The sequence below is a fragment of the Companilactobacillus versmoldensis DSM 14857 = KCTC 3814 genome (genome assembly GCF_001434295.1).
In the GTDB taxonomy this organism is placed as follows: Bacteria; Bacillota; Bacilli; order Lactobacillales; family Lactobacillaceae; genus Companilactobacillus; species Companilactobacillus versmoldensis.
Map to the genome: position 1 here is coordinate 1 of NZ_AZFA01000019.1, position 15,058 is coordinate 15,058.

The following is a 15,058-nucleotide window of genomic DNA, read 5'->3' on the forward strand; positions in this document are numbered from 1 at the left end:
ACCAATACCAGAAAGTTTAGAACCTTTTTTTTGTGACTTGATTTAAAGGGATTTCAACGATATATAAATAAAAGAAAAGTATGCATAATAAAAAACTAATTGTTTTTATTAATAAAAACATTGATTTATTAAAATGAACATGGTAAATTTATTTTTGTAAAGAAAGGTTATACACAACTAGGAGGAAACGACGTGAAAAAATCTGTAATATATTCAGGATTTGCTGCCGCAACCCTAATAGCTGTCGCACCTGTAGCTGCACCAGTTCTTAATGCTAACTCAGTGGTACCGACTGTTTCAAAAACCGCTCAGGCGACATATAGCAACTCTGTACAGGAAGATGCATACAATACTTTCGATTCAACTTTCAAAAATTACAATACGGCAACTCAAGCTGACTTTGTTTATGGTTCAGCGTTCGCTCTATTGAATACTAACAACCGTTATACTTATTCAGCTGAATTATTGAATGGTATCTTAAGACCATTACATCCGCAATATCAATCAGTTATTAATGATCTGGATGTGGTTGCCTGTTTGAATGGAATAGTTTTCGTTGTAGTTCCAGCTGACGGACAAACTTCATCAGAATGGCAACAATCGATGATCTCTGCCGGACAAAGTGGAGGTTCAGTAAATTACCGGATCGTTGGTCTAGCAGCATCGACGGTTAAAGATCACGCGACTTGGTCCAATCAACAATTAGTTAAATACTTTGAGCCATATAAATTAAATGGTCATGCTTTAGATAAGACTGTTTATGCCAAGACCGAAGTATCACAGCAAAAAGTTCATGCAATGAACATCGATTTTGATACTCCCGTCGATGGTTATGTAGGTCAACCGAAGACTGATTTTGGAACGACTGGGGAATACCCGATCACCATCAAAGATAATCTCGGTAACAAAGTCGATCCTCAAGATGTGACTTCGACCTTCTTCAATGGCCTTGATTTAGCAACTATCATCAATGCTTCAACCTTGCCAAAAGCTGGTACAGTCGTGCAAAAAATGACTATCAAGTTCAATCGTAACGAATACAACGCACTATTTAATGACTTGAACCAGATCACGATCAATGGCGAAGAATACAGTGGCGGACTCCTATCTAAAGTTTGGGATAAAGTCAATAATTCTGTGACTCTGACACGTCAGATCGACGTCGGGGTCGACAATTTCACCAACAGTGATATCTGTGGAGTGGTGACCACACCAATCGTAAATGCTGGTGACACTAGCAATATCACCCATCTTTATGACCAAAAAGGTAATCGAATCAATGGACGTGCCTTAGCTCAAGGTACCGACTGGTTCACCGACACTAAACGTGTCAATAATAATACTGGTGAAGTATATTATCGGGTGTCAACAAATGAATGGGTGAAAGCCTCAGATGTGTCATATGCTGATAAAGATGACAACACAGGTGATACAGCAGGCTTAACGAACATCACTGATTTACCAAGTGGTTCGACTGTTTCTCTAGCTGGACCTCAAGGATTCGTTTATTCACTATATAAAACAGATGGAACAACTGGTAATCGTGGCTTAGCCGGTGATTCAGCTTGGATGACTGACAAACAAGCAACCGACAGCAATGGCAACACTTACTACCGAGTTTCCACCGACGAATGGATCATGCAAGGTACAGGTGTAACCTTTAACTAAATAACAATTAAATAATCTCAAGCACAAAAAACGTCTCGTCTGAAGAATTCAGATGAGACGTTTTTTGTAAGTTAATTCTTTTGTTTTTTAGCTTTTTTGATTAAATGTAAATATTTTGGTATCGCTAGCATTCTTCCAAATCGAGTTGGTTCTTTTGCTAAACGATAAAGCCATTCAAGACCAAGCTTTTGAAAAATTTTTGGCGCACGTTTCTTTGTTCCTGAAAAAACATCAAAACTACCACCGACACCGATCCAAATCGCGTCGCATTGATCGCGATATTGATTGATAAAGAATTCTTGCTTAGGTGATCCTAAGGCCACTAAGACGATATCGGGATTTTTTTCGATAATGTCGTCAGCAATTTTTTGGTCATCTTTAAAGTAGCCATCGTGATAGCCAACGAGATCGATTTTAGGAAACTCACGTTTGATCCGGGCAACACTTGCATTGATGACTTCAGGTTTAGCACCTAACAAGTAAACTTTTGCATGTTGTTCATTAGCTTGTTTGATTAAAAACATCAAAGTATCAAAGCCAGTAAGACGTTCATGCATCGGAGTATCTAGCATGTTAGCCCCCTTGATGATCCCGATGCCATCAGGAATGACATAGTCGGCATTGTTGACGATATTTGAAAAACGGGTGTTTTCTCTGGCTGATAAAACTATCTCCGGATTAGGTGTGACGATAAATTTATTAGCGTGCTGGGAGAGATCAGTTTTTAGTAATTGATGGAATTCTTCTTCTGTGAAATTGTCAAACTCAGTTCCCAGAATATTTATTCTATTATTGTGCATACACTTCTCCTTTAGGGTATATTATACTACAGAAGAATACTTTGGAGAGGTGCTACATGCGGGTCTTACATATTAATGCTGGAAATGAAGATGGAGGCGCAAGAACCTACATCGTTAATTTGATGAAGGGACAACAAACCACCGATACAGATGCGACCTTGATGACCTTTGAAGACGGACCAGTGGCCAAGATGGCACGTGATAACGGCTTGAATGTCGTCGTCATGCCTCAAAGAAGACAAATTGATTTGTCGATCTTGACGCCGGTAGTTTCTTATATCAATAGCCACAAGATAGATGTCGTCCACACACATGGCCCAAGAGCCAATTTCATCATGTCCTTGATTCGCGGACGTGTTGACGCCAAATGGGCCATAACCGTCCATTCTGACCCTCGTATCGACTTTTCAGGGCTCAAAGGCAAGATTTTCTTAAAATTAAACTTACGAGCTTTGAAGAAAGCCGATTATATTTTCTATATGAATCCAGAATTGGCCAATTACTTCCACAAATTAGGAATTAAGGATAATAAGCTCGATGAAGTCTTCAACGCAATCGACTTTAAGCAAGCCATGCCAGATCCTCACCGTCAGAAAAAATTCAGTTTGTTGATGGTAGCTCGATTAGTCGAGGTCAAGAATCATCAATTGACGCTGAAGGCTTTATCGCAATTGGCTTTCGACTTCAAAATGGTTTTCGTGGGCGATGGTCCATTAATGGCACAGTTGAAACAAAATGCCAATAAGTTGGGCTTAGCAAAAAAAGTTCAATTTGTCGGTTTTCACAATAATACCGGCGATTATTACGATGAATGTGATGTCTCAATGTTGACGTCTAACTCGGAAAGTTTGCCGACCGTTTATTTAGAATCAGCTTTACATGGTCGTCCAGTTATTGCCACAAATGTTGGAGCTACTTCAAAGATCATTAACTCAAATACTGGTTGGCTAGTTAAAGCTGGTGATGAGACTGGTCTAGTTAAAGCTTTGAACGATGCCTATGCTGAATGGCAAAATGATGACCTTGACTCCAAAGGGATGGAGCTTTATTCAAAGACAAAACAACAATACTCGATTGAAAAATTAGCTGAAGCAGTAAATACAGGCTACAAGACTGCTATCAAGCCTTAGTCATGTTAATATGGTAACTGTAATTACCAAAAAATAAGGGAGAAATAATGACTCAAAATTTGAATCGTGATCTTACTTTACATACGGATTATTATGAATTAAATATGATGTATACATACTGGAGAAAGGGGATCCATAACCGCAGGTCAGTTTTCGAAACATTCTTTAGAAAATTGCCGTTTGATAATGGTTATGCTATTTTCGCCGGTCTGGAACACGTTGTCGATTACTTGAAAAACTTAACATTTTCAGATGATGATATCGATTATTTACGTGAAAACGGTGAGTTTGACGAAGAATTTTTACGTTGGTTAAAAGATTTCACTTTTAGTTGTACGATTCGTTCAGCTCAAGAAGGAGATCTAGTGTTCAATGGTGAACCAATTTTACAAGTTGAAGGACCATTGGCACAAGCTACTTTGATTGAAACAGCAATTTTAAATATCGTGAATTTCCAAACTTTGATTGCTACAAAAGCAGCTCGGATCAAGACAGTTTGTGGTGACAACCCTGTACTTGAATTTGGTTCAAGAAGAGCTCAAGAAATTGACGCAGCTGTTTGGGGTAGCCGTGCTTCATACATTGGTGGCTTTGATGCTACAAGTAATGTGTTGGCCGGAAAAATGTTTGGTATTCCAATCTCAGGTACACATGCTCATGCACTCGTGCAAGCATATCAAAATGAATATCAAGCTTTTAAAGCTTATGCAGAAACACACCGTGACTGTGTCTTCTTGGTCGATACATACGATACTTTAAAGAGTGGTGTGCCTAGTGCTATTCGTGTTGCCAAAGAAATGGGTGACAAAATCAATTTCCAAGGTGTCCGGATCGATTCTGGTGATATGGCTTATATTTCTAAGCGTGTCCGCGAACAATTAGACGAAGCAGGCTTTAAAGATGCCAAAATTTATGCTTCAAATGATTTGGATGAAAAGACTGTCCTTAACTTGAAGATGCAAGATGCTAAGATCGATGTTTGGGGAATTGGTACTAAAAATATCACAGCCTTTGACCAACCAGCTTTAGGAGCTGTTTATAAATTAGTCAGCATCGCTGATGAAAAGGGCAATATGCTCGATACTTTAAAACTATCAAGCAATGCTGCCAAGATATCTACTCCTGGTAAAAAACAAGTTTGGCGGATCACCAATAAGGACAAAAACGACAAATCAGAGGGTGACTACGTTTCACTTTTCAATGAAGATCCTTGTGAACATAATTCCTTATACATGTTCCACCCACAATACACATACATCAACAAAACAGTTGAAAACTTTGACGCTAAGCCATTACTAGTTGACATTTATCGTGATGGTAAATTAGTTTATGACTTGCCAAACGTTCAAGAAATCAGAAAGTATTGTGCTGATAACTTAGATTCACTCTGGGATGAATACAAACGTCTCTTAAACCCACAGATCTACCCAGTAGATCTATCTTCAAAACTATATAGCCATCGGATGAAGTATATTGAAAAAGTCCGCAATGACGTTAACAATATTAAAGTTGGTGATGAGTAATGCGACCATTACAAAAAGAAATCATCGCATTCGAGCAAACACAGCCCGAGATCGATGCGGAAACTGAGATACGACGCTCAGTTGATTTCTTAAAGAACTATCTGAAGAAAAATTCAGGTCTCAAAACACTCGTTTTAGGGATTTCCGGCGGACAAGATTCCACTTTAGCTGGAAGATTGTCAGAGATCGCTATGACCGAGTTACGTTCTGAGACGAATGACCAAAGTTATCAATTCATTGCTGTACGTTTACCATACGGTGAACAGGCTGATGAATCTGATGCAATGCAAGCCATTGAATGGATGCAAGCTGATAAAGTAGTCAAAGTAAATATCAAAAATAGTGTTGATCAGATGGTCAAAGCCTTAGAAGACAATGAGATGGAAATATCTGATTTCAATAAGGGCAATATCAAAGCAAGAATGCGGATGATTGCTCAATATGGTGTCGCCGGAGAAAATTCCGGTGTCGTTGTGGGGACTGACCATGCTGCGGAAAATATCACTGGCTTTTATACCAAATTTGGTGATGGTGCTGCCGATGTAACGCCGTTATTCCGACTTGATAAGCGTCAAGGCAAGCAATTGCTAGAGCATTTATCAGCACCGAAAAATCTTTATGAAAAAACGCCGACAGCTGATCTGGAAGAAGATCGTCCAAGCTTACCTGATGAAAAAGCACTCGGAGTTTCATATAAGAATATTGATGATTATTTAGAAGGACGAGACGTTCCTGATGAAGCCGCCGAAACGATTGCAGGCTGGTATAAACGCACGGAACATAAACGTCGCTCACCATATACAGTGTTTGATAATTAAATTAAAAAATCATTTTTGGACATTCGCTTTTTCGAATGTTCTTTTTTTTTATAAATAATTCCGTGATAAAATATTTTGTAAGAAATGAGGTGTTTTGCATGAAGAATCTAGTTGAATTTATGAACCCAGATGTTGTGGCCATTAAACAACAAGAAATCTTTAAATTCAATGCTTTAGCTAAAGCTAATAATAACGTAGTAAATATGACCGTTGGAGAGCCAGATTTCGCGACTCCCGATCACATAAAGCTAGCGGCGATTCATGCGATCATCAATGATGATACAAAATATACTGTACCTGAAGGTGATCATGCATTATTGCGGGCTGCTGCCAATTATTTGAAGGTCAAATATGATTTGAACTATGATCCCGAAACGGAAATGATCACAACTCTCGGTGTGACCGAAGGTGTATTCTCAACTTTGAACGCCCTATTGACTACCGGTGATCAAGTATTGATCCCAGCACCATGTTATACGATTTATGGACCAGACGCCGGTTTTGATCAAGCGGAACCGATTTATTTAGATACATCTAAATCGGAATTTAAAGTTGAACCCACTCAATTGGATGAAGTTCTGAAGACACATCCACGGATCAAAGTCTTTTTGTTCAATTATCCAAATAATCCGACCGGAGTAACATATAACCGCAACGAATTAGAAAAACTGGCCGATGTCTTGAAGAAATATAACGTCTTCGTCGTCAGTGACGAAATATACAGTGAACTAACATATAGTGCCAAGCATTATTCTTTTGCAAAAATATTGCCGAAGCAAACTATTTTATTGAATGGAGTTTCTAAATCCCATGCAATGACAGGTTGGCGTATCGGTATCGCTTGTGGACCTAAGGAAATAATTGAACAGATCAATAAGATTCACGAATTAGCTACGACTGCTGTTTCAACGGTTTCTCAAGCTGCCGCCACCGAAGCTTTCAAGAATGGCTTCGATGACCCAATTCGGATGAGAAAGCAATATCAAAAGCGGCGTGACGTCTTGTTATCAGGTTTAGAGAAACTTGATTTCTACTGTCCAATTCCAGATGGAGCATTTTATTTGTTTGCCAAGATCCCTGAAGGGATGAACCAAGACGATGTGGCTTTTGCTAAAGACTTACTAGCTAAGGAAAACTTGGCGATTTTACCAGGTAGCTTTTTCGGCGAAGGTGGTGCGGGTCACCTAAGATTGAGTTATGCCGCAAGTATGGACAATATTCAAAGTGCCTTGTTGAAATTGGCTGATTATGTGTCAAATTATTCAAAGAGGCCTCAATCACTTTAACTGTACGTTTAAGGGGGAACCATGGTTAATAAATTTCAGAAAATTGTTAGTTGGATAATTTTAGTTTGTGTGGCTATTTTTACGACCTTAGTCTTCTTTCAAATGTGGCACAACCTATTCAAAAATTATCTGCCATTTCAACCAGGCCGTTACGGCCTGATTCTTTTTGGTGCCTTGATTTTTACTGTCTTAGTTGGTCTTGCTTTATATAAATTGCGGACTGACAAGCAAGTTTTGAACTGGGGCATCTTAGCAATAATGATGCTGGCTTTTGCCATTGTGGCAGTCAGCTGGATTCACTTTGTACCATCGATACAGGTCAGTGACTTCGGTCATTTTTGGAGTCGTGCACCTGGTGCTTTGCAAGGTAAAGCAATTTATAGTTTCGATAATGACTACTTTGCAAAGTGGGCTTACCAAACTGGTTTTTTGGTTTATGTGATGGGAGTTGTCAAAATCTTTGGTTACCACATCATCGTGATTCAATATTTGAATGTGGTCTATCAAGTGTTGATTTTGCTAGTAACATATCTTTTGGTCAAGCAAATATTTAACAATATTAAGATGGCTCGTTTGTCTGTCTTGTTATTGATTATCAATCTTGATTGGTTTGCTTTGAATTCACAAGCTGATAATCAATATATCGGTTCGTTGTTCTTTTTGTTGACCTTTTATTTGATTTTACAAGATAAATATTGGACTTACATTCTCGCTGTTATCACGCTGGCTTTAGGATGTATCGTCCGTCCGATTGGTCCAGTCATTATAGCTGGGATCGTCGTCTTTGGCATTATTTATATGCTATTGAAAAATAATAAATTTGACTTTTCTGCTATAGGTAAGATCGCGATTGTCATAGCACTTTATCTGGTGATTTTTAGTGGTGCAGGCATGCTGATCAAGTCATCAGGATTGAATAGTTATGGTTTGAGTAACCGTGATTCTGCATGGAAATTCGTCATTGGCTTGGACTACGCTTCCAATGGTGTTTACGATCAAGCTTTGGTCAATGAATTTGATTTAAAAGATAGCCGTGCCAATATGGCTAAACAAGAAAAGAAAGTGGTCCAAGAACATATTGGTTTCATTAAAGAAGACTTTCGTTGGTTAGATTTATTCAAATCTAAGGTTTCACTTTTGTGGTCTAGACGTTCAACTGGGATCGATTTTACTAGTATCAATGTCAATCATTCACCAAAAACGGTCGATATAGTCAAGTTTATTGGTTATGCCGGTTCAATAATCACAATTATTTTCTCTTGGATTGGATCTTTGAGATTATTTAAGTTTGATTATAAAGATGGACTTTTCTTATTGTTATTACCACTTATGGCCTTTGTAATAGTACAATTGTTAATTGAGATACAAGGCAGATATCGAATCGAGTTTATTCCGATTTTGGCTATTTTAGGTGGTCTAGGATTAAACACAATATTTGATTGGATTAAGACAAAATGGAGTGGCAGACATGACAGAACCGTTTAAATTAGGGATCGTTGTCCCTTGTTACAATGAAGAAGAAGTGCTTCCAGAAACATCCAAGGAATTGACACGGATCATTAGTAATTTGGTCAATGAACATAAAATCACTAACAACAGTAAAATTGTTTTCGTTGATGATGGTAGCAAGGATAAAACTTGGCCCATCATCGATGAATTTTCAAAACAAAATGATTTCGTCTCTGGTGTAAAATTGAGTCGTAACTTTGGTCATCAAGGTGCGTTGTTGGCAGGTGTAACTAGTGCATCTAATTCGTGTGATGCTGTTGTGACGATCGATGCTGATCTTCAAGACGATGTTAATGCGATCCCCAAAATGGTCGATGAATTTATTGCTGGCAGTGAAGTAGTTTATGGTGTCCGCAATAATCGAGATACTGACAGTGCTTTTAAACGAGACACTGCTGAAGCTTTTTATAAATTCATGGGTTGGCTTGGAGTGAAAATTGTTCCAGATTCAGCTGATTTTCGTCTGATGAGTAAGCGGGCTTGTAAGGTCCTTTTGAGTTACCAAGAAACTAATCTTTTCTTACGTGGAATTGTACCCATGGTCGGCTTTAAGTCTTCCAAAGTTTTTTATGCTAGAAAAGAACGTTTTGCGGGGACTTCCAAATATCCACTTCGAAAGATGTTGAAATTTGCCATGGATGGTATTACTTCATTTTCAATCGTACCGATCAAAATGATCATGGGCTTAGGTTTCTTTATTGTTCTGATCACGATTGGATTACTGATCTATACCTTGATTCAGAAAGCCCAAGGTAATGTAGTGACAGGTTGGTCATCAATGATGATTTCGATCTGGGCTCTCGGCGGTGTACAATTGATTTGTATTAGTGTTATCGGGGAATATGTTGGTAAAATCTTTAGTGAAGTTAAACGTCGCCCAAGATTTACGATCGAACGAGATATCTACACCGAAAAAACTATCAAAGAAGAAAAATAAGAGGTAATTAAATGAATCCTGCACAAAAAAGAGCTGTTCAATATTCACAATTGATCAATAAAGTTGTTTCAACAATTGAAGAGACTCAAGATATGCTAAACCCTGAGTTTGAGATCTTACGGAAGGCTTTGGATCGCGACCAAGTCGAAAAGGTCGATCCAGTTAAATATAAAAGATATTTAAGTGATTTCAAAAAGGGTACTGCTGACTATCAAAAATTGGCCGATCAGTTGAAAAAGGGCAAGGCTCCTGCAAAAATGATGGGGACACACTTATCAATCGTTTCAACATTCAGAAAGTATGTCGACGGATGTCAAATGATGACCGATAGTCTCAATGATGATCAGACAATCGATCGTCAAAAATTCGATGATGCTGAAAAAATCCAGGATGAGAACATGGATAAATTCTCGAAATTAATGCAACGTTTGACTCAGGTTGGCTAATGACTGATCAAGAGTTAACACAGTTGATCAAAAAGGTTTCCCAAGAATATTTTGGGAAACCTTTTCTACATCAAGCTAATTTTAATTCACGCCTAAGGACGACAGGGGGCCGCTTTCATTTGAAGGACCGCCATATCGACATCAATCCTAAAATGTATCAAGTATATGGAGAGAAAGTCTTGATTGGCATCATTAAACATGAACTGTGTCATTACCATTTGTACAACGCTGGATTGCCTTCCCAGCATCGAGACCGTCAATTTAAAGTTCTTCTGCAACAAGTTGGTGGACTACGTTATGCTCCAAATGTTAATCAACAAAATCATCATAAAAAATTACATGTTTATCAGTGCAGCAACTGCCATCGCCTCTATAAAAGAGTCCGTAAGTTAAATACCCGTCGCTATGTTTGTGGAAAATGCCATGGAAAACTCAAATTTATCAAAGATATTGAAATCTCTGCTTGCTAAATTAAAATTCTTTGTGTAAAATATATCTTGTTTGCTGCGGGTATGGCGGAATTGGCAGACGCGCAAGACTAAGGATCTTGTGGAGAATTATCTCCGTGGAAGTTCGAATCTTCTTACCCGCATAAGAGAAATTTATACAGATAAATCAAAGAGACGCTAATTTCAAATTAGCGTCTCTTTTTTGTTTCACCAGTGTCAATTTTGTTTTTTAGGTTTGAAGTCAAACAGTGAGATGCCGATGGCTAATAATGCGACCAGACTGCCGCCAACTTTGACGAAGAGGCTGATATGATGGGTCGGCTTGTTTAAGGTGTTGCCCGATGGCAGGACATCGGGATCAATCACGGCAAAACGTTTTGCCTTTATTTTTTGAGTTTGCCTGACTTGGCTGGTCTGGTCTTGACGATGGATTGTTGCCGCATGAATTTGATTAGTGGCATTAGCTGTGGTCAAGCCAATGATGGTCGCAATAATAATTGCTAAAATAATTCTTTTATTGAAGGGATATTTATCCCGATATTTTTTAAAATAATCTCTATCGATTTTTTTCATAATTATCGAGCTCACTTTCGAAGGTGATGATCATTACTTCAATAATCTGAAAGGTAAAAAATATCTCCCCAAAACATATTGATCCTTTCAAAGTTGCATTATAGACCGAAAAATTTTGATGTAAATTAATAAGCACTTTTGAATTTAAAACGTCGTATTTGATGGATTTTAAGACATTATTTAATGTCATATTGTAAAGCAATTTTTCCAACGTTATATTGAAGTTAACCCGAGGGTTTGTTAAAAAATCATAAGGTTTGCGTCAATTTCATGATATATATTAGAATTTACTTTATTATTGATAATTACTAAATTAATGAAATGTGGAGGATATTGTATATTGAGGAAACGTCTAACTTTATTAGTCGTGCTGATGGGAACAATCTTGCTGGTTCTCTCAGCTTGTTCGAATGATTCGAAGAAGGATAGCAGTAGTAGCACCAAACTTTTAACGACTGCTCAGATCAAGGATAACATTGGTTCAAAGACGGTTAAGACGCGCCAAAATGGACAAAAATCGCGTACTCAAGATTATCAACAAATCGTTGAAGAGGGGAATTACTCTTTGGATGATCCTTATACCAAAGTCAATCCTTATAAGACGTCACCTTTGAGTGCTTTAGTGATTTTTTCGACTGATCAGGACGCCAAAGTTTCTTACACAGTCCATGGAAAAGATTCAGATGTTGATATCACTAACTCGGTCAAAGGTGATTCTTCAATGATTCATCAGGTGCCAATTGTTGGATTATATGCTGACAAGACAAATGATGTAACTATTAATGTTACTTATGATGATGGGACAACGGCCAGCAAAGACATTAAATTGAAGACTGGTAGTTTACCCAAATATGTTAAAGATGCAAAGGTCACAGTTAAAAATACCGATAAATCTCAAATGGAAGTTGGCAATAATAAACTGACTTTATTGGATCGAACTACTAAGGAACCATTTGCTATCGATGCCAATGGGGATGTTCGTTGGTATTCTACTTTGTATTCCCAACATACAGTTGAGGAACTTTCCAATGGACATATTTTATTGTTGACCAAGAAAGATGTTAACGCACCAGTATATAACGACCTTATTGAAACTGATTATTTAGGTCGAGTCTATAAAGAATATTCATTTAAGAACAAAACAAAATCTTCAGACAGTGCTAATGATAACAAAGCTACTGAAACAACCGTGATCCATCACGATATCCTGGAGTTGCCAAACCATGATCTACTTGCAACAGTCAGTGATGGTTCGGAATATAAGGAAGATGTTATGGTTCAGTTGTCACATAAAACTGGAAAAATCGTCAAAGTTATCGATTTAAAGAAATTATTGCCAAAGTCATTCTATAAAGACTTCAAGAAGGGCAGCGATGGTAAAAATGACTGGTTCCATCAAAACTCACTTGAATACAATGAGAAAGAACATTCGTTGCTGATTTCGGGACGTGATCAAGATATGATCATGAAGATCGATTATCGGACTAACAAGATTATTTGGATCTATTCTGGAAAGAAGAAGTCATCATGGCCTAAGAAGTATCAAGACAAAATTTTGACACCAACCAAGGGTACGACCATTACTGGAGGACAACATGCCTTGACACTATTGAGTGAAGACGACAACGATCCTGATAGTGAAGATATATTGCTCTACGACAATAATTATGACGTCACAAATGGTGATAAAAAGACTTCAGGCAAATATTCGCAGGCGGTTCAATATCATGTTGATACAAAGAACATGACTATCGATCAAACTTGGGCCTACGGAAAGAAATTAGGTAAGAAAAACTTCACTTACATCATTGGTAATGCCCAACGCTTGGATAACGGTAATACCTTGATTAATTTTGGATTTAAAGATCAGGGTAAGGACAGTAATGTTATCGAAGTGACACAAGATGGTAAACAAGTCTTCAACTCTACAATCAAGAATTCAGCCTCTAAAGCTTACGTTTATCGGGCATATCGTATGAGTTTCTACAACGATGATTATCAATTTTCGGTCATTGACGACGACGAATGATAATTGGACCGCACCAATTTGCTAAATGATATTTACTAATTAATTTACTGATGTTAAGATATTCATCGCAAGCAATTTCAAAAAAGGATGGATATTATGAAAAAGACTAGAGTAATTAATTCTGATATTTCTCGCGTGATCTCAACTATGGGTCACTTTGATACTATTGGAATCGGTGATGCAGGTATGCCAGTGCCTGCTGGAACTGAAAAAATCGACTTGGCTCTTGAAGCTGGAATCCCTAGTTTCATGCAAGTATTAGAAAACGTTTTGAGTGAGCTTGAAGTTCAAAAGGTTTACTTAGCTGAAGAAATGAAGACTAAGAACCCTGACCAATTGGCTGCTGTCAAAAAGGTTATTGGTGACACACCGATCGAATTTATCCCTCATGAAGAAATGAAGAAGGATCTTAGTGATACTAAGGCTTTCATTCGTACAGGTGAAGAAACTCCATTTTCAAATATCTTGCTCGAAAGCGGAGTTGTATTTTAAAAATTAGCATAATTGGAAGGTATCATTTTTATGAACAAAATTGTCGTATTAGGATCAATTAACGTTGATACGATTTTAAACATCTCCCACCTACCTGAACCGGGCGAAACTATGCATATGCATGATCGTTCGACTGCTGGTGGTGGAAAGGGAGCTAACCAAGCTCTCGCTGCGGTTCGTGCCGGAGCAGAAACATCATTCATTTCAAAGATTGGTAATGACCACGCTGCTGATTTCATGATGAAAACTTTTAAAGATGATGGATTGAACATCGATCACGTCACTTTCTCAAAGACAGAAGGTACTGGTAAGGCTTATATCTTGTTACAAGATAGTGGTCAAAACAGTATTTTGGTCTATGGTGGTGCTAATGCTGATGTAACACCAGCTGATGTTGATGAAGCTAAGGATTCGATCAAAGATGCTGATTGCATCATTGCTCAATTCGAAGTGCCAAATCCTGCAATCATTGAAGCTTTCAAGATTGCCAAAGATAATGATGTTGTCACATTTTTGAATCCCGCACCAGCTCAAAAAGAGATCCCAACTGAATTGTTGAATTTAACGGAAATCATCGCACCTAATGAAACTGAAGCAGAAATCATTACTGGTGTCCCAGTGACTGACGATGCTTCAATGGACAAAGCTGCTAAGAAAATGCATGAGATGGGCGTACCAACAGTTTTGATCACTGTTGGTGACAAGGGCTCATACTATTCAATGGAATCTGGCAAAACTGGTTTTGTTAAAGCCTTTAAAGTCAAAGCAGTTGATACAACTGCGGCCGGCGATACTTTCGTTGGTGCCTTAATGGCTAAATTAGATCACGACAGGAACAACATCGAGGAAGCGATGACATATGCTAACAAGTCATCATCATTGACCGTTCAAACTAAGGGTGCTCAAAATTCGATTCCTTATGCCAAAAACGTTGAAATCTAATAATTAAATTAATAAAGGAAAACGCTTAAAAAGTTTAATTTTATCCCGTTTTTCAATTGTAATAATTTTGTAAGAATGTTAGTATAATAGTTGTATTTTTGAATGGGAAAAGGGTCGCATGGTTTGTTTGTTTGATAGACTATCTTCCATAACGTACCACGAGAATATGCACAAATATTAGTTATCAGGAGGAATAGTCTGATGGAACAAGGAACAGTTAAATGGTTTAACGCCGAAAAAGGTTATGGTTTTATTACACGTGAAGATGGTAGTGACGTATTCGTTCACTTCTCAGCTATCCAAGGAGAAGGTTACAAGACTTTGGAAGAAGGTCAATCTGTAACATTCGACATCGAAGATAGTGATCGTGGACCACAAGCTTCAAACGTTGTTAAAAACTAATTTGATAATTTAACCGAAGTCAGCCCGATCGGGCTGGCTTTTTATTTTACCCTT

15 protein-coding genes and 1 tRNA gene are annotated in these 15,058 nt (G+C 37.9%); 14 read left to right on the forward strand and 2 right to left on the reverse strand.

The window, feature by feature from the left end; genetic code table 11:
- Positions 1–192: 192 nt before the first annotated feature.
- The gene (locus tag FC27_RS08995; protein WP_010624411.1) at positions 193–1,668 is read left to right on the forward strand and encodes an SLAP domain-containing protein; all 1,476 of its coding nucleotides are present in this window, start codon (positions 193–195) and stop codon (positions 1,666–1,668) included.
- A 71-nt stretch (positions 1,669–1,739) separates the two neighbouring features.
- On the opposite strand, the gene FC27_RS09000 is transcribed toward FC27_RS08995, so the two are convergent.
- Entirely contained in the window at positions 1,740–2,468 is a 729-nt protein-coding gene (locus FC27_RS09000; RefSeq protein WP_010624410.1) for a WecB/TagA/CpsF family glycosyltransferase, read from the reverse strand.
- Between the two features lie 56 nt (positions 2,469–2,524).
- On the opposite strand from FC27_RS09000, the gene FC27_RS09005 reads away from it, so the two are divergent.
- The 9 genes from FC27_RS09005 (at position 2,525) to FC27_RS09045 (ending at position 10,709) form a co-directional block, all read left to right on the forward strand.
- Entirely contained in the window at positions 2,525–3,598 is a 1,074-nt protein-coding gene (locus tag FC27_RS09005) for a glycosyltransferase (RefSeq protein WP_010624409.1), read from the forward strand.
- Between the two features lie 47 nt (positions 3,599–3,645).
- The gene (locus FC27_RS09010; protein WP_010624408.1) at positions 3,646–5,121 is read left to right on the forward strand and encodes a nicotinate phosphoribosyltransferase; all 1,476 of its coding nucleotides are present in this window, start codon (positions 3,646–3,648) and stop codon (positions 5,119–5,121) included.
- Complete coding sequence (gene nadE, locus FC27_RS09015) at positions 5,121–5,939, forward strand: ammonia-dependent NAD(+) synthetase (protein WP_010624407.1); 819 nt, start codon at positions 5,121–5,123, stop codon at positions 5,937–5,939. The genes FC27_RS09010 and nadE overlap by 1 nt, the downstream gene beginning before the upstream one ends.
- Positions 5,940–6,037: 98 nt before the next feature.
- The gene (locus FC27_RS09020) at positions 6,038–7,225 is read left to right on the forward strand and encodes an aminotransferase class I/II-fold pyridoxal phosphate-dependent enzyme (RefSeq protein WP_010624406.1); all 1,188 of its coding nucleotides are present in this window, start codon (positions 6,038–6,040) and stop codon (positions 7,223–7,225) included.
- Positions 7,226–7,246: 21 nt separating this feature from the next.
- Entirely contained in the window at positions 7,247–8,710 is a 1,464-nt protein-coding gene (locus FC27_RS09025; protein WP_010624405.1) for a hypothetical protein, read from the forward strand.
- Positions 8,694–9,671: a glycosyltransferase family 2 protein gene (locus FC27_RS09030; protein WP_010624404.1), complete on the forward strand. Its 978-nt coding sequence runs from the start codon at positions 8,694–8,696 to the stop codon at positions 9,669–9,671. Before FC27_RS09025 ends, FC27_RS09030 begins: the two co-directional genes overlap by 17 nt.
- A gap of 11 nt (positions 9,672–9,682) precedes the next feature.
- Positions 9,683–10,117, forward strand: coding sequence for a hypothetical protein (locus FC27_RS09035; protein ID WP_010624403.1), 435 nt, complete (start codon positions 9,683–9,685; stop codon positions 10,115–10,117).
- Positions 10,117–10,587, forward strand: a complete 471-nt coding sequence (locus FC27_RS09040; protein WP_010624402.1) for a SprT family protein — start codon at positions 10,117–10,119, stop codon at positions 10,585–10,587. The genes FC27_RS09035 and FC27_RS09040 overlap by 1 nt, the downstream gene beginning before the upstream one ends.
- A gap of 36 nt (positions 10,588–10,623) precedes the next feature.
- Positions 10,624–10,709: transfer RNA gene (locus tag FC27_RS09045), tRNA-Leu, on the forward strand.
- 73 nt (positions 10,710–10,782) lie between these two features.
- Here the strand turns inward: FC27_RS09045 and FC27_RS09050 are convergent.
- Entirely contained in the window at positions 10,783–11,139 is a 357-nt protein-coding gene (locus FC27_RS09050; RefSeq protein ID WP_010624401.1) for a type I phosphoribosyltransferase, read from the reverse strand.
- 340 nt (positions 11,140–11,479) lie between these two features.
- Between FC27_RS09050 and FC27_RS09055 the strand changes: the two genes are divergently transcribed.
- From FC27_RS09055 to FC27_RS09070, 4 genes are all read left to right on the forward strand, one after another.
- Positions 11,480–13,168, forward strand: a complete 1,689-nt coding sequence (locus tag FC27_RS09055; RefSeq protein ID WP_010624400.1) for an aryl-sulfate sulfotransferase — start codon at positions 11,480–11,482, stop codon at positions 13,166–13,168.
- A 96-nt stretch (positions 13,169–13,264) separates the two neighbouring features.
- Entirely contained in the window at positions 13,265–13,660 is a 396-nt protein-coding gene (gene rbsD, locus FC27_RS09060) for a D-ribose pyranase (protein WP_010624399.1), read from the forward strand.
- Positions 13,661–13,690: 30 nt separating this feature from the next.
- Positions 13,691–14,602, forward strand: coding sequence for a ribokinase (rbsK, locus tag FC27_RS09065; protein WP_010624398.1), 912 nt, complete (start codon positions 13,691–13,693; stop codon positions 14,600–14,602).
- Between the two features lie 201 nt (positions 14,603–14,803).
- Positions 14,804–15,004 (forward strand): cold-shock protein, encoded by a 201-nt coding sequence (locus FC27_RS09070; protein WP_010624397.1) that lies wholly within the window; start codon positions 14,804–14,806, stop codon positions 15,002–15,004.
- Positions 15,005–15,058: the final 54 nt, after the last annotated feature.